Here is a 19,272-nt window from a genome sequence, read left to right on the forward strand (position 1 = left end):
GGCCGGCGCCCCGCGCACCGGCGCCCTCGGCACCGAGTCGGCCGAGGAGCTGGCCGCCACCGCCGCCAACGCGGGCCTCGCCCCGCTCGGCGCCACCGCGATCCCCGAGCTGAGCCTGAGTGCGACCGAACGGGAGCTACAGACCCTGCCCGGTACCGACCTGACGGCGAGTCAGCGGGCCAAGCCGCACATCGGGCCGAGGCCCCGCATCATCACGCGCCGCGGCTGGGGCGCGAACGAGAAGCTGCGCGAGAGGGGCTTCGTCTACACGAAGAAGGTCAAGGTGGCGTTCGTCCACCACACGTCGACCGGCAACGGATACCGCTGCTCGCAGGCCGCCTCCGTCATCCGCGGTATCTACCGCTACCACGTCAAGAGCATGGGCTGGCGCGACATCGGCTACAACTTCCTCGTCGACAAGTGCGGCAACATCTACGAGGGGCGCGCCGGGGGAGTCGCGAAGGCGGTCCTCGGCGCCCACACCCTCGGGTTCAACACCAACAGCATGGGAGTCGCCGTCCTCGGCAGCTTCGGCTCCCACAAGCCGCCCGCGGCCGCGCTGAAGGCCATCTCGCGGCTCACGGCCTGGAAACTCGGCCTCTACGGTGCGAATCCGCGTGGAAAGACATATCTGAAGTCGGGGGGTGGCAATCTCTACCGAAAGGGAAAGAACGTACGTCTGAATGTGATCTCCGGCCACCGTGACGGCTTCGCCACGGCCTGCCCGGGCACGCAGCTCTACCGCAAACTCGGCACGGCTCGCTCCACCGCGGCCCGCTACCAGGGCCGTTAGGGCCGCACCGGGCGACGGGGAGGGGCCGGACGGAGGACGCATTCATGCCATCGGGGGACGCCGGGTGGAACCGCACCACACCGCACGGCCGTCGAAGGCGCCGCACAACGATCTGCATACACTGGCCGGCCGAAAGACAGTTCGGCCGGTCCCGGCAGGAAGCAGAGACGACAGGTGACAGAAGCGATCCTCCTGGTCGGCGGCAAGGGCACCCGGCTGCGGCCCCTCACGGTCCACACGCCGAAGCCGATGGTCCGGGCGGCCGGCGTCCCGTTCCTCACACACCAGCTGGCGAGAGCCAGAGCCGCGGGCGTGGAGCACATCGTCCTGGCCACGTCCTATCTGGCCGAGGTCTTCGAGCCCTACTTCGGCGACGGTTCGGCCCTGGGCCTCCACCTCGAGTACGTCACGGAGGAGGAGCCCCTCGGCACGGGCGGCGCCATCCGCAATGTCGCCTCCCGGCTGCACTCGGGCCCCGACGAACCGGTCCTGATCTTCAACGGCGACATCCTGACCGGGCTGAACATCCGCGCCCTGGTCGACACCCACGCCGAGAGCGGCGCCGACGTCTCCCTGCACCTGACCAAGGTCACCGACCCGCGCGCCTACGGCCTGGTCCCCACCGACGAGACGGGCCGCGTCCTGGCCTTCCTGGAGAAGCCGCAGACCCCCGAGGAGATCGTCACCGACCAGATCAACGCGGGCGCCTACGTCTTCCGCCGCTCGGTCATCGACGCGATCCCGGTGGGCCGGCCGGTCTCGGTGGAGCGGGAGACCTTCCCCGGCCTGCTCGCGGCCGGAGCCCATCTGCAGGGCATGGTCGACTCGACGTACTGGCTGGACCTCGGCACCCCGGCGGCCTTCGTCCGCGGCTCCGCCGACCTCGTGCTCGGCCGCGCCCCGTCGCCGGCGGTCCCCGGCCGCTGCGGCGACCGGCTGGTGCTGCCGACGGCACGGGTCGCACCCGACGCCAAGCTCACGGGCGGCACGGTGGTGGGCGAGGGCGCCTTCGTCGCGGAGGGCGCCCGGGTCTTCGGCTCGACGATCCTGCCCGGCGCCGTCATCGAACCGGGCGCCGTCATCACCGACTCCCTGATCGGCACCCGCGCCCGCGTGGGCGAGCGCTCCGTCCTGACCGGAACGGTCATCGGCGACGGCGCGGTCGTCGGCGCCGACAACGAACTGCGCGACGGCGTACGGGTGTGGTGCGACGCCCGGATCCCGGCGGGCTCGGTGCGCTTCTCGTCGGACCAGTAGCCACGCTCCAGGGGGCGCCCCGGGTCTCACACGCGCGGCGCCCCCGTTCGCCGAACGGGACGCGGGCCGACCCGTTCGCGGTGTCAGAGGCGGCCGATGTCGCCCTTCGGCATCCGCGGTGCCCGCCGGGGCGGCGTACGGCCGCTGAGCAGGATCAGCCGGGCCGCGCGATGCCGCTGCCCGGCGTACGGCTCCAGCAGCTCCAGCATCGCGGCGTCGTCCGCGTCCCGGTCCCCGGCCAGCGCCCACCCGACGATGCCCGGCAGATGCAGGTCCCCGACGGTCACGGCGTCCGGCGCGCCATGGCTGCGCTGCACGGTCTCCGCCGACGTCCACGGGCCGATGCCCGGCACGAGTTCCAACCGCGCCTGCGCGGCCGCCGGTTCCATCCCGACCGCCTCCTCCAGCCGCGCGGCGACCCGCACGGCCCGCAGGATGGTCGAGGCCCGCTTGTTGTCGACCCCGGCCCGGTGCCACTCCCACGAGGGGATCAGCGCCCAGGTCCGCGGGGCCGGCATCACCCACAGCCGGCCGTCGGCCGCGGGCCCCGGCGCCGGCTCGCCGTACTTGCGCACCAGCAGCCGCCACGCCTGGTACGCCTCGACGGTCGTGACCTTCTGCTCCAGGACCGAGGGGATCAGCGACTCCAGCACCAGCCCGGTGCGCGTCAGCCGCAGTCCGGGCCGCCGGTGGCGGGTGAGTGCCAGCAGCCGGTGCCGGGGCGCGAAGGCGTCCGGTTCGTCCGCGGCCCCGAGCAGGTCGGGCAGCTGCTCCAGCAGCCACTCGGCCCCCGGGCCCCAGGCCTCGCCGCGTACGACGGTGCCTTTCGTGAAGACCCGCAGCGTCCCCGGCCCCGCCGGGGTGAGGCTCGCCCGCCACACCGAACCGTCGGGCGTCGCCCGGAACGTCGGATCGCCCGACCCGCGCCGCAGCGGCCCGAGCACGAGTCCGAGGTCGAGCGGCCCCTCGGGCACCACCGTCCGCACCCGCCCCGGCGCCGCGCTCTGCCGCGGCACCGCACCGCGCGCGGGCACGGCGACCTGCCCACCGCGCACGGTCGTACGGGTGGGCCGCGGAGCGAACCGTCCTGCCATGAATGAAGTCCCGGGAGACGAGAGGAACCCTGTGGGGCACAGGGCGGGCCCTACGAGAGTAGGCGCACGCGTGCGTGCCTCACCGGACCTCTATGAAGCTGCCCGCGTCCCGCTCGGGCCTGGGCCGCGGTTCCTCGGCCGGATGCCCGACCGCCACGGCGCCCATCGGATCCCAGTTCTGCGGCAGCCCCAGCACCTCGCGCACGACGTCGCGGCAGAACATCGTGGACGACACCCATGCGGAGCCCAGCCGCTCCCCGGCCAGCGCGACCAGGAAGTTCTGCACGCCGGCGCCCGCGGCGACCACGAACATCTCCCGCTCGGCGCCGTCGCGCCGCGGGTCTCCGTACGTGTGCGAGCCGTCCATGACGAGACACGGCACCACCAGATACGGCGCGTTGCGCAGGACGTCGCCGCGGCGCACCCGCTTGGCGATGGACTCCTCGCTCTTGCCGTCCCGGCGCAGATCGGCGATCCACGCGTCACGCATGGCGTCGAGCAGCCGGGTCCGCGCCTCCTCGGACTCCAGCAGCACGAACCGCCACGGCGTGGTGTGGTGCGGCGCCGGAGCCGTCACGGCCGCGGCGACCGCCCGCCGTACGGCACCGGGGTCGACCGGTTCGCCGGTGAAGGCCCGCACGGTGCGGCGTTGTGTCACCGCCGTACGGATGGCCTCGGAGGTCCCGAGCCGGAACATGTCGTCCCGTCCGCCGCGCACCATGGCCCGCGCCCCCTGCCCGTCGTCCTCGGCCACCACGTGCGTCAGCCCGCGCACCACGGCGACCGGAAGGCCGGCGGCCTTGCCCTTGACCAGGTCGCCCGCGGCGGCCAGCTCGTCCGCTGTCGCCACGACCGTCGCGCTGAGCGGATTGCCGTACGCGTCCGTGCCGCCGCGCAGATCGTCGAGCACCCGCACACCGGCGGCACCGATCGCGACGTCCGTGAGTCCCGAGCGCCAGGGGCGCCCGAAGGTGTCGGTGACCACGACGCCGACCTCGACACCGAGGGCGGCGCGCAGTCCGTCCCGGATCGCCCGGGCCGAGGCGTCCGGGTCCTCGGGCAGCAACAGAACCGTGCCGGAAGGGGTGTTGGAGGCGTCGACACCGGCCGCGGCCATCACCAGCCCCTGACGGTTCTCGACGATCCGCAGCGTCCCGCGCCGGGCCACGACCCGCACGCTCTCCGCCTCGATGGCGGCCTCCCGGTCGTCCGCCGCGACGATCCGCCCCTCCGCCTTGGACACGATCTTCGACGTGACGAGCACGACGTCCCCGTCGGCCAGAGCGGGCTCGGCGGCGGCGATCAGCTTGGCGACGTCGTCGCCCGGGGCGACCTCGGGCAGCCCGGGCACGGCCCAGACGCGGAAACCGGACGTGTCGCGGGCGTCCCCGGCGCCCCCGGAAGTGCTGTTGCTCAAGACGTCCGCACCTCCCGCGCCAGCGTCAGCGCCTCCTGCGCCATGCGGGTGGTGGCGTCGAGGTCGGTCATCATCAGGGGTACGGCACGGCAGCGGATTCCGGCGCTCTCGACCCGCTCCACCACGGATGCGTCCACGGTGTCGACGAGCCAGCCGTCGAGCAGCCCCGAGCCGTAGTGCTCGGCGACCGCCGCGGCCGTCGACTCCACGCCGACCACCGCGAGCACCTTGTCGGCCATCCCGCGCACGGGCGCGTCCCCGACGATGGGGGAGAGGCCGACGACCGGCACACCGGCGTCGGCGATCGCCTCGCGGATGCCGGGCACGGCGAGGATCGTGCCGATCGACACGACCGGGTTCGACGGCGGGAACAGCACCAGGTCCGCCTCGGCGATGGCCTCCAGCACACCCGGCGCCGGCTTCGCCTGGTCGGCCCCGACGGGCAGGACCGCCTCGGCCGGCACCGAGGCGCGCAGCCGCACCCAGTACTCCTGGAAGTGCACCGCCTTGCGCTCGCCGTCGACCTGAACGGCCACATGCGTCTCGACCCGGTCGTCCGTCATGGGGATCAGCCGCACGCCCGGCTGCCACCGGTCGCACAGCGCCTCGGTCACCGCGCTGAGCGGATAGCCGGCGCCGATCATCTGCGTCCGCACGATGTGCGTGGCGAAGTCCCGGTCGCCGAGGCCGAACCACTCCGGGCCCACGCCGTAGGCCGCGAGCTCCTCCTTGAGGTGGAAGGTCTCCTCGGCGCGCCCCCAGCCCTGTTCTTCGTTGATGCCGCCGCCGAGCGTGTACATCACCGTGTCGAGGTCCGGGCAGATCTTCAGCCCGAAGAGGTGGATGTCGTCCCCGGTGTTGCCGATGACGGTGATGTCCGCGTCCGGCGCGGCCTGCTTCAGACCGCGCAGGAACCGGGCACCACCGATGCCGCCTGCCAGAACCACGATGCGCATGGGGCAAGTCTTGCAGGCGGGTACGACAATGCGTCAGCCGGTTGCAGCGCCGACCTCGTCGTGCGGCGCCGCCGCGGCCGTGCACGCGGAGTGCATCGGCATCTCCGTGAGCCCGGGGTAGTAGACGTGCAGACTGACCGCCGGCTCCAGCGCGTCGTTGACCACCTCGTGCACGTACCCCGGCGCGAACACCCGCTGCGCGCCCGCGCCCAGCGCGCGCGTGCCGCGTCCGGTCCGCTCGGTCAGCGTGCCCTCCAGGACGGTCAGCACACCGGAGGAACGCCCGTGGTCGTGCCGTCCGCTGCCCTGGCCCGGCACCCAGGACAGCAGCCACACCTCGTAGCCGGGCCCGGTGCGCAGCCGGTGGTACCAGCGCGTCGTGGCGTCGTACTCGACGAGGTGCTCCCACTGCGTGCGATCGGCGGCGATGGAGCGCGCGAGGCCCGCGAACTCGGCGACGGTGGCCGGGTGCTCGCGCGCGGGCTGCAGCAGATGCTGGACTTCGAGGATGTCGCCGGCGATCTGGAGGTCGTTGTCGCTGTTCATGAAGTGCGGTGGTTCCTCGGCGAAGAGTGGGGCTGGCTGGGGTCGCGGTTCGTCCGCCCGTGGCGGGCGGCAGATGCCCTGGTCGGGCGTCGGGAAAGGGAACAGCAGCCGAGTCGGGACGGACTCAGAGGCAGCCGGAGCGGGTTCGGCTCAACAGCTGGAACAGCAACAACAGCTACAGCGAGCGGGGGCAGCACCGAGGGACCCGGTCGTGCGGGTCGAGGTGAGTGCCGAGTTCGCGAGCATGCCCACAAGAACACCGGGTCACACCTCGAGTGTCAACTCGGCGCCCGGTATGTGGGACCCGGTTCACCCCATCCGGTTCATCTGCGAGGCGAAAGGTTTGTGCACGGGCCACCCGGGACACATGGCGCACAACCGGGCGCACAAACCTCGTTGCGATCCCGTGATCCGAATGTGATCCGGTTTGCATCGAGGGGCGCGTGGAACGAGATCGGATCTACGGGCGTCCTTCCCCGTACAGGCTCTGCGCGGAGCCGGAGGCCCTTCCGGGCCCTTTCTGCGTGTCAAGGTTTATGCCGATTTGAACACTTTCCGCATGGCCTTGGTTCCGCAGAGTGAATAAGGGGCCCAATAGCAGATCTCGGCTTGACTCGCCCGGAGCAGCACACTTGTAATTTCACTCGTGTCGTTCAGCCGGGATCGGTAACGGCCACATCACGGGGACGCGAAAGACAGACGAGGGGCGCACATGACCGAGCTGGTGCAGCAACTGCTGGTCGACGACGCGGACGAGGAACTCGGCTGGCAGGAGCGCGCGCTGTGCGCCCAGACCGACCCCGAGTCCTTTTTCCCCGAGAAGGGCGGCTCCACCCGCGAGGCCAAGAAGGTCTGCCTCGCCTGTGAGGTCCGCTCCGAGTGCCTCGAGTACGCCCTCGCCAACGACGAGCGATTCGGCATCTGGGGCGGTTTGTCCGAGCGGGAGCGACGGCGCCTGAAAAAGGCCGCCGTCTGAACCACGTATCGTCCCGATCGATCCGAACGGCCCGTCGCAGGTGGGTTATCCACAGGCGGCGGGCCGCCGTCATGCCCAGCCGATAGTGTGGTCGCTCGTCCGAGACGCCTCGCTGCCCCCAGGGGGCACAGGCGTCCACCGCAGTCCATCGAACCGGGGCCCGTACCTCGATGTCCGTGCACAGCCACTCGGCAGCCCAGCAAGGTCTCGCTGCCGCACCAGAGTTTCCGCGTCACGTGGTGACGGCGGTGGTCGTCTCCCACGACGGCGCCCGCTGGCTGCCCGACGCGCTCGCCGGGCTGCTCGGCCAGGAGCGTCCCGTCCAGGCCGCCATGGCGGCCGACACCGGCAGTGCGGACGACTCCGCCCAGCTGGTCGCCGACGCCCTCGGTGCCGACCGCGTCCTGCACCTCGCCCGGCGCACCGGCTTCGGCCAGGCCGTCGAGGAAGCCGCCCGCACCGCCCCCGTCCTCACCCCCGAGGAGCTGCCCTACCTCAAGCGGCCGAGCGGCTGGGACCCGGTGACGCGCAGCTGGCGCGACGACGCCTACGACCTGCCGGAACTGCCGTACGGCGAGCCGGTCCAATGGCTCTGGCTGCTGCACGACGACTGCGCCCCCGAACCCGACGCGCTGGCCCAGCTGCTGCGCGTCGTGGACAACGAGATGGAGCTCGGCCGCGACGACGTGGCCGTGGTCGGCCCCAAGCTCCGCGGCTGGTACGACCGCCGCCAGCTCCTGGAGGTCGGCGTCAGCATCGCCAACTCCGGCCGCCGCTGGACCGGGCTGGACCGCCGGGAGCAGGACCAGGGACAGCACGACCACGTCCGGACCGTGCTCTCGGTGTCCACCGCCGGCATGCTGATTCGCCGCGACGTCTTCGAACAGCTGGGCGGCTTCGACCGCCGGCTGCCTCTCATGCGCGACGACGTCGACCTGTGCTGGCGCGCCCACGCCGCGGGCCATCGCGTCCTGATCGCCCCGGACGCGGTCGTACGGCACGCGGAGGCCGCCTCCCGCGAGCGCCGCACCGTCGACTGCGTGGGCCGCACCGCCGCCTCCCCGCACAAGGTCGACAAGGCCGGCGCCGTCCACACTCTTCTGGTGAACGCGCGTACGGCCGTGCTGCCCTGGGTGCTGCTGCGGCTGGTGATCGGCACGCTCCTGCGCACCCTCGCCTACCTCGTCGGCAAGGTCCCGGGGCAGGCCGTCGACGAGATCCGCGGTCTGCTGGGCACCCTGCTGCGGCCCGAGCGGATCATCGCAGGCCGGCGCATGCGTGGCCGCCCCCAGATCGACAAGGACGAGCTGCGCGCCCTGTTCCCGCCGCCGGGGGCGACCGTGCGGGCCACCGTCGAGCAGGTCGCGGGCAATCTCGGCGGCCGCTCCGACCCCGAGGTGACCACCGGCGCCGGGCGGCACGGCGGCGCGGTCGAGTCCGGGCCCGGCGGCGACGACGCCGACTTCCTGGAGATCGAGCAGTTCGCCCGCCTCAAGCGGATCGGCCGCAAGCCCGGCCCGATGCTCTTCCTGGTGCTGCTGTTCGTCTCGCTGGTCGCCTGCCGGCAACTGCTCGGCGGCGGCGCGCTCGCGGGCGGCGCCCTGCTGCCCGCCCCGGCCGACGCCGGCGACCTGTGGTCGCGCTACGGCGACGCCTGGCACGCCGTCGGCGCGGGCGGCACCCCCTCGGCGCCGCCGTATCTGGCGATCGTGGCGCTGCTGTCCTCCGTGCTGTTCGGCTCGACCGGGCTCGCGGTCACGGTCCTGCTCGTGGGCTCCGTGCCGCTGGCGGGCGTCGCCGCGTACTTCGTCTCCCGCCCGCTCGTCGAATCGCGCCTGCTGCGCGCGTGGGCGGCCGTCGTCTACGCCTTCCTGCCCGCCGCCACGGGCGCCCTCGCGGGCGGCCGCATCGGCACGGCGGTCCTGGCCGTCCTGCTGCCGCTCATGGCGCGCGCGGGCGTCGCCGCCGCCGGGCTGACGAACGGCCAGGGCGCGCGCGGCAGTTGGCGCGCCACCTGGGCGTACGCACTGCTGCTGACGATCGCCACGGCGTTCACGCCCATCGTCTGGCCGATCGCGCTGGTCCTCGGCGTCGCGCTGCTGGTGCTGCGCCGCACCGACCTCTCCGCCCACGGCCTGCGGCTGCTGGCCCAGTTCGGCACCCCGCTGCTGGTCCTGGCGCCCTGGTCGCTGTCGCTGCTCCCGTTCGGCTTCTTCAAGGAGGCCGGGCTGGAGTACGGCTCGTCGGCCGCCTCCGCCCTCGACCTGCTCGGCGTCAGCCCCGGCGGGCCGGGCACGGTCAGCGGAGTGATGCTCATCGGCATCGTCCTGGCCGCACTGGCCGCACTGCTGCGCTCGGAGCGCCAGTTCGGCATCTGGGCCGCCTGGGCGGTCGCCCTGGTGGGCCTCGTCTTCGCGGTCCTGTCCAACCAGTCGACGTGGGCGGGCCCGGCCACCCTCGTCTACGGACTCGCCCTGCTGGCCGCCGCCGTCCTCGGCGCCGACGGCGCACGCACGCGCGTGGCCGAGCAGAGCTTCGGCTGGCGCCAGCCGGTGGCCGCGCTGATCGCCTTCGCCGCGGTCGCGGGCCCGCTGGTCATCGCCGTCGGCTGGATGATCCGCGGCGCCGACGGGCCCGTCGAGCGGCAGGACCCGGTGCAGGTGCCCGCGTTCGTCGCCGAGGAGAGCGGCACCCGCGACCAGGCCCGCACGCTCGTGCTCGACAGCGACTCCACGGCCCGCGTCGGATACTCACTGGTGCGCGGCTCCGGCGCCCGTCTCGGCGACGCCGAGAGCGCCGCGGCCGAGGGCGAGAACGCCAAGCTCGACAAGGTCGTCGCCAACCTGGTGGCGGGCTCCGGCGCCGACCAGGCCGACCAGCTGGGCAAGTTCGCCGTCCGGTACGTCCTCGTCCACAAGGGCGCGCCCCGCGAGGTCACGCGCGTGCTGGACGCCACCCCCGGCCTCACCCGGCTGAGCCAGCAGGGCGGCAGCGCGCTGTGGCGGGTCGACCAGGAGGTCGCGCGCGCCACCATCGTGCCCGCCAACGGCTCCGGTGCGGCGGTGCCGGTCGCCGCCGGACCCGTCGAGATCCACACCACGGTCCCGGCCGGTTCGGACGGCCGCGTCCTGCGTCTGGCCGACACCGCCGCGGACGGCTGGACGGCCACGCTCGACGGCAGGGCCCTCACCCGTACGACGGTCGACGGCTGGGCGCAGGGCTTCGAACTGCCCTCCTCCGGCGGCACGCTGGACGTCACCTACGACGACCCGATCACCCACACCGCATGGCTGTGGCTGCAGGGCTTCCTCGCCGTGGTCCTGGTCGTCATGGCCCTTCCCGGCCGGCGCCGCGACATCGACGACGACCTCCCCGAGGAGCCTGCGGTCCCCGCCCAGGCCGTGGCCGGCGAGGGCCGCAGGGCCCGCCGTCTGCGCGCCCAGGCCGAGGCCGAAGAGGCCGTCCCCGGCGAGGACTTCCCGCCCCCTCCGCAGGAGGAGCCACCGGCAGCCGTCCCGCAGCAGCCGGCGTACGACGAGTGGGACCCGGCGAGTTATGCGGGAGCCCAGTACAACGGCTACGACGAGCAGTACCAGGACGCGCAGCAGTACCAGCAGGGCGCGTACGACCAGACGTACCAGGCGGACCCGTACCAGAGCGGCCAGTACGACCCGTACGGCTACGGCAACGCTCCCCAGGGGACGTACGACCAGAGCGCCTACGACCCGTCGTACCAGCAGCAGGGCTACGACCCGGCGTACGACCCGGCGCAGCAGCAACCGCACACCCCTGAGCGCCCCGACGGGAGTCAGCAGTGAACCGCACCACCCTCTCCCTGATCGCGGGCGCCACCGCGCTCGTCGCCGTCACGGGCCTCGCCGCGCTGACCGCGCCCGGCGACTCCGGCGCGCACACCGCCCAGGCGGCCGCCGAACTGCCCGTGGAGCGCACCAGCCTGCTCTGCCCGGTGCCCAGCACCTCCGACCTCGCCGACACGTCGTACACCTCGTACACGCCTGTCACGAAGGGTGCGGGGAGCGGGGGCAAGGGCGAACTGCGGTCCGCGGCCGAGGAGTCGGCGGACGGTTCCGGCGACAGCGGCACGTCGGGCGGCAAGAAGGACGCGAACAAGGACGGCAAGGGCGGCGACAAGAAGAGCGGCAAGAGCGGCAGCAAGGACAAGGTCGTCAAGCCGGTCCTGACGCCGAAGGGGCCCGGCAAGCCCGTCACGGGCGACTCCTCCGGTTCGGACACGCCGGCGTTCATCGGCACGGCCGAGGGCGGCTTCGCGCCCGGCTGGACGGTGCAGGAGACCACCGAGGTCGCCGCGGGCACCGGGCGCGGCCTCCAGGGCGTCAACTGCACCGCACCGGACACGGAGTTCTGGTTCCCGGGCGCCAGCACGGACACCGGCCGCACCGACTACGTCCATCTGACCAACCCGGACGACTCCGCCGCCGTCGTCGACATCGAGCTCTATGGCAAGGACGGCACCATCGAGTCGACGGTGGGGGAGGGCATCACCGTCGCGCCCCACTCCACCGACCCGGTCCTGCTGTCGACGCTCACGGACGAGAAGCAGACCAACCTCACCGTGCACGTGAACGTGCGCAGCGGACGGGTGGGCGCCGCCGTGCAAGCCCTCGACGACAAGCTCGGCGGCGACTGGCTGGCCGCGTCCACGGACCCGGCGGGCAGCCTCGTTCTGCCCGGTATCCCCAAGGACGCCACGTCCGTGCGCCTGATCGCCTTCACCCCCGGTGACGCGGACGCCGACCTGAAGGTGCGGCTCGCCTCGCCGTCCGGCCGGATCACACCCGCCGGGAACGAGACGCTGCATGTGAAGGCGGGCATGACCAGCGCCGTCGACCTCGGTGCCGTCACGCGCGGCGAGGCGGGCTCCCTGGTCCTGACGCCCACCGACGACTCCGTGCCGGTCGTCGCGGCCCTGCGGGTCGTGCGGGGCAAGGGCGACAAGCAGGAGACGGCGTTCATCCCGGCCACCGGCCCGGTCGGCACGCGCGCCACGGCCGCCGACAACAGCGGCAAGGGCTCGACCCTGTCCGTGGCCGCGCCCACCCGCACCTCCCGCATCAAGGTCACCGCCTCCGCGGGCAGCGGGGGCGGCACGGTAGCGTCCAAGACGTACACGATCAAGGCGGGCACCACCCAGGACATCCAGGCCCCCGCCCCGAGCGGTCTGAAGGGCACCTACGCCCTGACGGTCGAGACACTCTCCGGCGGCCCGGTCTACGCCGCGCGCACCCTCGCGGCCACGGAGGAGGGCGTTCCGGGCTTCACCGTCCAGACCCTGCCGGACGACCGCGGGACGGTGGCGGTGCCGCAGGCGGACCAGGACCTGTCGGTGCTGCAGAAGTAGCCGGATCCGCCGGTGGCCGCACCGGCGGACGGAGACGGACGAAGACGGAGACGACGAGCGGCGCTCATTCCTCGCCGTAGCGCGGATCCACCGTCTCCGGGGTCAGCCCGAGCAGCTCGGCCACCTGCTCGACGACGACCTCGTGCACCAGCGCCGCCCGCTCGTCGCGGCCCTTGGTGCGGATCTCCACGGGGCGCCGGTACACGACCACCCTGGCCGGTCGTCCCTCCCTGGAGGGAATCGTGCCGCCCAGCGGGACTGCCTCGTCGTTCCAGGTCTGGCCGGGCCCGTCCAGACGCGGCACCTCGAGGACGAGGAAATCGATGTCGGCGAGCTGCGGCCACCGCCGTTCCAGCCGCTCCACGGAGTCCTGCACCAGGTCCGCGAACGCGTCGGCACGGCTCGCGGAGAGCGGTACCTGGGGCGGCGCGATGGGGCCGCGCATGCCCCGGCCGTGGCGATCACGACGGCGGGGCCCGGGGCCGGCGACACGGTGCGGTACGGGGTTGTCCATCACTGACGAAGCGTAGTCCTCGCCGCGACCGCACGCCGCGCTCCGCGCGGTGTGCCGGGCTGCCCGGCCCCCTCGGAACCACATGTCACAGGATGACCATTCCGGCCAAGATTGGGCTCGATTCCGTATCTCTGCCGGACCGGTGATCTCGATGCAAATGACGGTGTTTGTACGGAGTGTTGATCGAGAGAGGGGGTGCACTTCGTCCTGTGAATGATCGTTCGTGCAGGTCAGCCGAGAGGGCCCGCGGAGGGGCGTGGGGTGTTTCACACCACGACACGGTGGAGTGACCTGGGGGAGAGTCGTCGCGGCCCGCTCAAGAGTGCGGTACCGTCCAACGTCGTGAGCCCTGTACGTCGCTGTTCGCGCACCGCTTGCGGCCGTCCCGCCGTCGCGACGCTGACGTACGTCTACGCCGACTCGACCGCGGTCCTCGGCCCGCTCGCCACCTACGCCGAACCCCACTGCTACGACCTGTGCGCCGAGCACTCCGAGCGCCTCACGGCCCCGCGCGGCTGGGAGGTCGTCCGGCTGCTGGACGGCTCCGCTCCGGCCCGCCCGAGCGGCGACGACCTGGAAGCGCTTGCCAACGCGGTGCGTGAGGCGGCCCGTCCGCAGGAGCGCGCGGCGGGCGCCGGCGGCGGAGGGCGGTCGACGGACCCGATGGAGGTCGCGCGGCGCGGACACCTCCGCGTGCTGCGCTCGCCCGACAACTGACGTTCGTTCCAGGGCGTCCACCCCGTTCTCGTGTGCGTTCCGTGCATCTTTCGCTCAGTGGTGCACGGGCATTGACGCCTCCTTGTCGCGGACACGACCATTCCGTACCGGCGGGAAATCGCTTTCCGCATGCCGGAATCCGGGGAGGCTCCCGTGTACGTCCAGGAACTGGAACCCGTCGCCGACTCGCTCGGCCTGTCCGCCCTCGTCGCCGCCCTGCCCCTGCTGATCGTTCTGGTGCTGCTCGGCGGAGTGCGCATGAAAGCCCATCTGGCGGGCCTGACGGGGCTTCTGGCGGCCGTTCTGGTCGCCTGGCTCGCCTACGGCATGCCGCTCGACCAGACGGTCTCCAGCGCCGTTCAGGGAGCCGTCTTCGGTCTCTTCCCCATCCTGTGGATCGTGGTCAACGCCCTGTGGGTGTACCGGATGACCGTCCGCACCCGGCACTTCGACATCCTGCGCCGCTCCTTCGGACGCCTCTCCGACGACCCACGGGTCCAGGCGCTCGTCGTCGCGTTCTGCTTCGGCGCGCTCCTGGAGGCCCTCGCCGGATTCGGCGCCCCGGTCGCGATCTGCTCGGTCATGCTCGTCGCCCTCGGCTTCGACCCGGTGCGCGCGGCCGTGGTCTCCCTGGTCGCCAACACCGCGCCGGTCGCCTTCGGCGCGATGGGCACACCGGTCGTCACCCTCGCGCAGGTGTCGGGACTGCCGCTCGACGACGTCGCCTCCGTGGTGGGCCGTCAGACCCCGCTGCTCGCCCTCGTCGTACCGCTGATCCTGGTCGCGCTGGTCGACGGCCGGCGCGGACTGCGCGAGACCTGGGTGCCCGCCCTGGTGTGCGGAGTCGCCTTCGGCGTCGCCCAGTTCGCCGCCTCCAACTACGTCTCCGCCCAACTCGCCGACATCTGCGCCTCCCTGGTGGGCGCGGCCGCGCTGGTCGCCGTACCGCACGCGCGCGTGCCCGCCACCGAGTCCGTACGCGCGTCCGTGCTGACCGGCACGCGCAGCGAGGAACTGGACGAGGAGGACCCGCGGCGCGAGATCCTGCGCGCGTACTCCCCGTACGCGCTGATCGTCGTCGTCTTCTCGGTCGCGCAGATCCCGGCGGTCAAGGACTGGCTGGCGAAGACGACCCAGACGTACGACTGGCCGTTCCTGGACGTGGCGGGGCCCGACGGGAAGCCGGTCGGCGGCAACGTCTTCAGCTGGCCGATCGTGTCGACGGGCGGCACGCTCGTGCTGATCGCCGGCCTGATCACGGCGGTCGTACTCGGCGTGCACGCGCGCGTGGCGGTCAAGGAGTGGATCGCGACCGTGCACGAACTGCGGTTCGCGATCCTGACCGTGACGTCCGTGCTGGCGCTCGCGTATGTCATGAACCTCTCCGGGCAGGCGGGCACGATCGGCCACTTCGTGGCGGCGGCCGGCGCGGGGCTCGCGTTCCTGTCGCCGGTGCTCGGCTGGTTCGGCGTGGCCGTCTCCGGGTCCGACACCTCCGCCAACGCGCTGTTCGGCGCCCTCCAGGTGACCGCCGCGCGCGAGTCCGGGCTTTCGCCTGAACTCCTTGCGGCCGCCAACAGTTCGGGCGGCGTCCTCGGCAAGATGATCTCGCCGCAGAACCTCACCATCGCGTGCGCGGCCGTGGGGCTGGCGGGACGCGAGGGCGATCTGCTGCGCAAGGTACTGCCGTGGAGCCTGGGCCTGTTGCTGGTGATGTGCCTGATCGTGGTGGGTCAGAGCTCTCCGGTCCTCAGCTGGATGCTGCCCTGACCTGAGGTTACGGCGCGAACGCCTCCTGAGGGTCCACACCGTGCACGGGCATCCGGTACGGGTAGTTTGGGGCGACCGACAGGACTTTCAGGAGGGTTGGCCGTGGCTGCTGATCTGTCACAGATCGTGAAGGCGTACGACGTGCGCGGGGTGGTCCCGGACCAGTGGGACGAGTCGCTGGCCGAACTCTTCGGGGCGGCCTTCGTCCGGGTGACCGCGGCGGACGCGATCGTCGTCGGGCACGACATGCGGCCGTCGTCGCCCGGCCTGTCGCGTGCCTTCGCGCGCGGGGCAGCCGCACAGGGCGTCGACGTGACCGAGATCGGCCTGTGCTCGACCGACCAGCTGTACTACGCCTCGGGCGCGCTGAACCTGCCGGGCGCGATGTTCACGGCCTCGCACAACCCCGCGCAGTACAACGGCATCAAGATGTGCCGCGCGGGCGCGGCGCCGGTGGGCCAGGACACCGGGCTCACGCAGATCCGCGAACTGGCCGAGCAGTGGACCGAGTCGGGGGCTCCGCGGCCGGCCGAGAAGCAGGGAACGATCACGCAGCGCGAGACGTTGTCGGACTACGCGGCCCACCTCCGCTCCCTGGTCGACCTGACCTCGGTCCGCCCGCTGAAGGTCGTGGTCGACGCGGGCAACGGGATGGGCGGCCACACCGTGCCCACGGTGTTCGAGGGCCTGCCCCTGACCCTCGTCCCGATGTACTTCGAGCTCGACGGCACGTTCCCGAACCACGAGGCCAACCCCCTGGACCCGGCGAACCTCGTCGACCTGCAGCAGCGCGTCCGCGAGGAGGGCGCCGACCTCGGCCTCGCCTTCGACGGCGACGCGGACCGCTGCTTCGTGGTCGACGAGCACGGCGACCCCGTGTCCCCGTCCGCGATCACGGCACTGGTGGCCGCGCGTGAACTCGCGCGCAACGGCGGCAAGGGCGTGATCATCCACAACCTCATCACCTCGTGGTCCGTCCCCGAGGTCGTCAGGGAGCACGGCGGCACGCCGGTCCGCACCCGCGTCGGCCACTCCTTCATCAAGGCCGAGATGGCGAACGCGGGCGCGATCTTCGGCGGCGAGCACTCGGCCCACTACTACTTCAAGGACTTCTGGAACGCCGACACGGGCATGCTCGCCGCCCTCCACGTCCTCGCGGCCCTCGGCGGCCAGAGCGGCCCGTTGTCCGCGCTCACCGCCGAGTACGACCGCTACGTCGCCTCCGGCGAGATCAACTCCACCGTCGCCGACCAGACCGCCCGCCTGGCCGCCCTCAAGTCCGCGTACGCCACCCGCGAGGACGTCACCCTCGACGAACTGGACGGCCTCACCGTCACCTCCACCGACTGGTGGTTCAACGTCCGCCCCTCCAACACCGAACCCCTCCTGAGACTGAACACCGAGGCCCGCGACGAGGCGACGATGACGAAGATCCGGGATGAGGCACTGGGGCTGATCCGGGGCTGAGCGGCGGGCGCCTTTGGGGGGCGGGTGCGGGCGGGTTTTCGGGTTTGGGTGTTGGCGGCGCTTCGGGCCGGGCTGCTGGCGGTCCTTGGGGTCCGGGTGCTGGCGGCCCTTGAGGCCTAGGCGCCCGGCCGTCTTCGGGCTTGAACGCCGGTCGCCCTTCGGGGCTGAACGTCGACCGTCGTCCGGAGCCGAGCTCCAGCCGTCATCCGGGCCCAGACGCCCACCACCATCCGGGCCCAGACGCCCACCACCATCCGGGCCTGAGCGCCTGCGGCGCTTCGGGCTCGGGCGCTGGCCGTCGCCCGTGGCCCGAACTTCAGCCGTCACCCGGGTCCGGGCGCCCACCGTTTCAGCCGGGCTTGAACTTTGGCGGCCTTTCGAGGCTGAACGCCGACCGTCGTCCGGAGCCGAGCTCTGGCCGTCACCCGGGCCCGGGCGCCCAACGTCAGCTGGGCCCGAGCGCCGTCTGCCCTTCGGGCCCGGGCGCCAGCCGCCCCTCAGGCCTGAACGCCGGCCCTCATCCGGAGCCGAGCTCCGACCGCTCTCCGCGCCCAGGCGCCCCCGCCCTCCGACCCCGGACCCCCACCCGTCACCCACCCCTGACCCCACCGCCGCAGGCGAAGCCCCGGCGCCCGGCGCCCCCTTCGCGAGGCCGTTCGCCCCGGACTTCCCCAACCCCGGCACCCCGTTCGTCACGGCGGTACGCTGACCTGGCACATCCGCACAGGCCCACGCCGAAGCAAGCGCACACGTACACGCGTTCCCCGAAGGGACACCTCATGCCGCTCGAAGCCGCCCTCCTGGAGATCCTCGCCTGCCCGGCGTGCCACGCCCCGCTCAAGGAGCAGGAGTCCGAGCTGATCTGCACCGGCGTCGACTGCGGCCTGGCCTACCCCGTCCGGGACGGCATCCCCGTGCTGCTCGTGGACGAGGCCCGCCGCCCCGCGTAACGCCGAGCCGCGCCACCGCGAAACGCCGGACCCGCCGTCCGCGCACCAGGTCCCGGCGGGCGTACGACCCCGGCGCACACACAGATCCCCGGCGATCGGAGGCTGCCGCCCATGCTCGACGAATCGCTGCTCGATGCCCCCGAGGCCCTCGCGGAGGCCGACCGGCGAGGCCTGCTCCGCGGCGCCGCGGAGGCAGGCGCCCGTGTCCGCACGGCCGCGCGGCACGCCGCCGAGGCAGGCGTGGGCGACCTCAAGCCCGACGGCCGCCCCCGCGCCGTCCTCATCGCGGGCCCCGGCGCCGCCGCCATCTGTGCCGCCGACCTCCTCGGCACGCTCGCCGGCCCCGGCAGCCCCGTCATCCGGCTCGCCCCCACCGGCGTCGCCCCCGCCGCGGGCGCCCTGCGCTGGGAACTCCCGGGCTGGGCCGGTTCGGTCGACCTGCTCCTGATCACCACCCCCGACGGCACCGAACCGGGCCTGTCGCTGCTCGCCGACGCCGCCTACCGCCGGGGCTGCACCGTCGTCGCGGTCGCCCCCGCCGACACCCCGCTCACCGAAGCGGTCGAGGGCGCCCACGGCTTCTTCGTACCGATGGCGACCGCCCCGTACGAGAACGACGAACAGGAACTCGCCGCGTCCGCCCCTGGCGTCCTGTGGGCCCTGCTCACGCCTTTGCTCGCGCTCATGGACCGCACCGGTCTGCTCTCCGCGCCGCCGGAGGCCGTCCTGAAGGTGGCGGACCGCCTCGACCACATCGCCGAGCGCTGCGGGCCCGCCATCGCGACTTACAGCAACCCCGCCAAAACCCTCGCCGCCGAACTCGCCGACGCACTGCCGGTCGTATGGACCGAGGGCGTCTCGGCGGGCCCGGCCGGCCGCCGTTTCGCGGCCGCCCTCGCCGAACTCTCCGGCCGCCCCGCCGTGGTGGCCGAACTCCCCGAGGCGCTCGCCGCGCACAGCGCCCTGCTGGCGGGCCCACTCGCCGCCAGCGCCGACCCGGACGACTTCTTCCGCGACCGCGTCGAGGAGGCGCCCGCCCTGCACGCGCGCGTGGTGCTGCTCCGCGACCGTCCCATAGGGGGCCTCTCCGCCGCCCCCGCCGCCCGTGACCTGGCCCTCAGCCATGACACGCCGATCAGCGAACTGGAGCCGGAGGCCGGCGGCGAACTGGAGACCCTCGCCGAGCTGATCGCCATCACGGATTTCGCCGCCGTTTACCTGGCGCTCGCCTCGGGGGCCTGATCTTGACGCCGACGCCGTGACCGCCGTACGCCACACGCACCCGACTCGCGGGCGCCACGCCAACGCGGCACGAACGCGGGAGCCACGTGCGGACAAAGCCGTCGTACGCGCGCACGACCGACCGCGGCCGTACGCGTCACGACACCGGCGACCGTACGCACCACGAAACCGGCGGCCGCAGACATCACGAAAC

At 72.9% G+C, this 19,272-nt stretch carries 15 protein-coding genes; 10 read left to right on the plus strand and 5 right to left on the minus strand.

What is annotated here, in order from left to right; genetic code table 11:
- Window positions 1-793 (plus strand): peptidoglycan recognition protein family protein (locus JYK17_RS37510; RefSeq protein ID WP_222812147.1); only part of this gene is annotated, 793 nt, incomplete at its 5' end.
- Window positions 794-967: 174 nt separating this feature from the next.
- Complete coding sequence (manB, locus tag JYK17_RS37515) at window positions 968-2,050, plus strand: mannose-1-phosphate guanylyltransferase (RefSeq protein ID WP_222812148.1); 1,083 nt, start codon at window positions 968-970, stop codon at window positions 2,048-2,050.
- A gap of 83 nt (window positions 2,051-2,133) precedes the next feature.
- Here manB and JYK17_RS37520 read toward each other — a convergent pair whose 3' ends face one another.
- The 4 genes from JYK17_RS37520 to JYK17_RS37535 all read right to left on the minus strand — a co-directional run bounded on the left by JYK17_RS37520 (window position 2,134) and on the right by JYK17_RS37535 (window position 6,063).
- A complete protein-coding gene (locus tag JYK17_RS37520) occupies window positions 2,134-3,144 on the minus strand; it encodes a DNA-3-methyladenine glycosylase family protein (protein WP_108008148.1) in 1,011 nt (336 codons plus the stop codon).
- Between the two features lie 79 nt (window positions 3,145-3,223).
- Entirely contained in the window at window positions 3,224-4,561 is a 1,338-nt protein-coding gene (locus JYK17_RS37525) for a coenzyme F420-0:L-glutamate ligase (RefSeq protein WP_222812149.1), read from the minus strand.
- Complete coding sequence (gene cofD, locus JYK17_RS37530; protein ID WP_222812150.1) at window positions 4,558-5,517, minus strand: 2-phospho-L-lactate transferase; 960 nt, start codon at window positions 5,515-5,517, stop codon at window positions 4,558-4,560. Before cofD ends, JYK17_RS37525 begins: the two co-directional genes overlap by 4 nt.
- A 33-nt stretch (window positions 5,518-5,550) precedes the next feature.
- Window positions 5,551-6,063 (minus strand): cysteine dioxygenase, encoded by a 513-nt coding sequence (locus JYK17_RS37535; RefSeq protein ID WP_108008142.1) that lies wholly within the window; start codon window positions 6,061-6,063, stop codon window positions 5,551-5,553.
- 712 nt (window positions 6,064-6,775) lie between these two features.
- On the opposite strand from JYK17_RS37535, the gene JYK17_RS37540 reads away from it, so the two are divergent.
- The 3 genes from JYK17_RS37540 to JYK17_RS37550 all read left to right on the plus strand — a co-directional run bounded on the left by JYK17_RS37540 (window position 6,776) and on the right by JYK17_RS37550 (window position 12,419).
- On the plus strand, window positions 6,776-7,039 hold the full coding sequence (locus JYK17_RS37540) for a WhiB family transcriptional regulator (protein ID WP_003975777.1): 264 nt from the start codon (window positions 6,776-6,778) through the stop codon (window positions 7,037-7,039).
- A 170-nt stretch (window positions 7,040-7,209) separates the two neighbouring features.
- Window positions 7,210-10,857, plus strand: a complete 3,648-nt coding sequence (locus JYK17_RS37545) for a glycosyltransferase family 2 protein (protein ID WP_108008138.1) — start codon at window positions 7,210-7,212, stop codon at window positions 10,855-10,857.
- Complete coding sequence (locus tag JYK17_RS37550) at window positions 10,854-12,419, plus strand: DUF5719 family protein (protein WP_108008136.1); 1,566 nt, start codon at window positions 10,854-10,856, stop codon at window positions 12,417-12,419. Before JYK17_RS37545 ends, JYK17_RS37550 begins: the two co-directional genes overlap by 4 nt.
- Before the next feature lie 64 nt (window positions 12,420-12,483).
- Here the strand turns inward: JYK17_RS37550 and JYK17_RS37555 are convergent, their stop codons facing one another.
- The gene (locus tag JYK17_RS37555; protein WP_128802116.1) at window positions 12,484-12,933 is read right to left on the minus strand and encodes a metallopeptidase family protein; all 450 of its coding nucleotides are present in this window, start codon (window positions 12,931-12,933) and stop codon (window positions 12,484-12,486) included.
- A gap of 291 nt (window positions 12,934-13,224) precedes the next feature.
- Between JYK17_RS37555 and JYK17_RS37560 the strand changes: the two genes are divergently transcribed.
- From JYK17_RS37560 to JYK17_RS37580, 5 genes are all read left to right on the plus strand, one after another.
- A complete protein-coding gene (locus JYK17_RS37560) occupies window positions 13,225-13,650 on the plus strand; it encodes a DUF3499 domain-containing protein (RefSeq protein ID WP_108009092.1) in 426 nt (141 codons plus the stop codon).
- Window positions 13,651-13,803: 153 nt separating this feature from the next.
- Window positions 13,804-15,420, plus strand: coding sequence for an L-lactate permease (locus tag JYK17_RS37565; protein ID WP_128802115.1), 1,617 nt, complete (start codon window positions 13,804-13,806; stop codon window positions 15,418-15,420).
- Window positions 15,421-15,522: 102 nt separating this feature from the next.
- Window positions 15,523-16,887 (plus strand): phosphomannomutase/phosphoglucomutase, encoded by a 1,365-nt coding sequence (locus tag JYK17_RS37570; RefSeq protein ID WP_128802114.1) that lies wholly within the window; start codon window positions 15,523-15,525, stop codon window positions 16,885-16,887.
- A 779-nt stretch (window positions 16,888-17,666) separates the two neighbouring features.
- Window positions 17,667-17,837, plus strand: a complete 171-nt coding sequence (locus tag JYK17_RS37575; protein WP_108008128.1) for a Trm112 family protein — start codon at window positions 17,667-17,669, stop codon at window positions 17,835-17,837.
- Window positions 17,838-17,948: 111 nt separating this feature from the next.
- The gene (locus tag JYK17_RS37580) at window positions 17,949-19,079 is read left to right on the plus strand and encodes an SIS domain-containing protein (protein ID WP_222812151.1); all 1,131 of its coding nucleotides are present in this window, start codon (window positions 17,949-17,951) and stop codon (window positions 19,077-19,079) included.
- Window positions 19,080-19,272 lie beyond the last annotated feature (193 nt).

It is taken from the genome of Streptomyces plumbidurans (genome assembly GCF_019857225.1).
Classification (GTDB): Bacteria; Actinomycetota; Actinomycetes; order Streptomycetales; family Streptomycetaceae; genus Streptomyces; species Streptomyces plumbidurans.

Excerpts from the sequence above, each read along its gene's own strand:
- JYK17_RS37520 (WP_108008148.1), bottom strand. The coding sequence starts at position 3,144 with ATGGCAGGACGGTTCGCTCCGCGGCCCACCCGTACGACCGTGCGCGGT.
- cofD (WP_222812150.1), bottom strand. The coding sequence starts at position 5,517 with ATGCGCATCGTGGTTCTGGCAGGCGGCATCGGTGGTGCCCGGTTCCTG.
- JYK17_RS37535 (WP_108008142.1), bottom strand. The coding sequence starts at position 6,063 with ATGAACAGCGACAACGACCTCCAGATCGCCGGCGACATCCTCGAAGTC.
- JYK17_RS37540 (WP_003975777.1), top strand. The coding sequence starts at position 6,776 with ATGACCGAGCTGGTGCAGCAACTGCTGGTCGACGACGCGGACGAGGAA.
- JYK17_RS37545 (WP_108008138.1), top strand. The coding sequence starts at position 7,210 with ATGTCCGTGCACAGCCACTCGGCAGCCCAGCAAGGTCTCGCTGCCGCA.
- JYK17_RS37555 (WP_128802116.1), bottom strand. The coding sequence starts at position 12,933 with ATGGACAACCCCGTACCGCACCGTGTCGCCGGCCCCGGGCCCCGCCGT.
- JYK17_RS37575 (WP_108008128.1), top strand. The coding sequence starts at position 17,667 with ATGCCGCTCGAAGCCGCCCTCCTGGAGATCCTCGCCTGCCCGGCGTGC.
- JYK17_RS37580 (WP_222812151.1), top strand. The coding sequence starts at position 17,949 with ATGCTCGACGAATCGCTGCTCGATGCCCCCGAGGCCCTCGCGGAGGCC.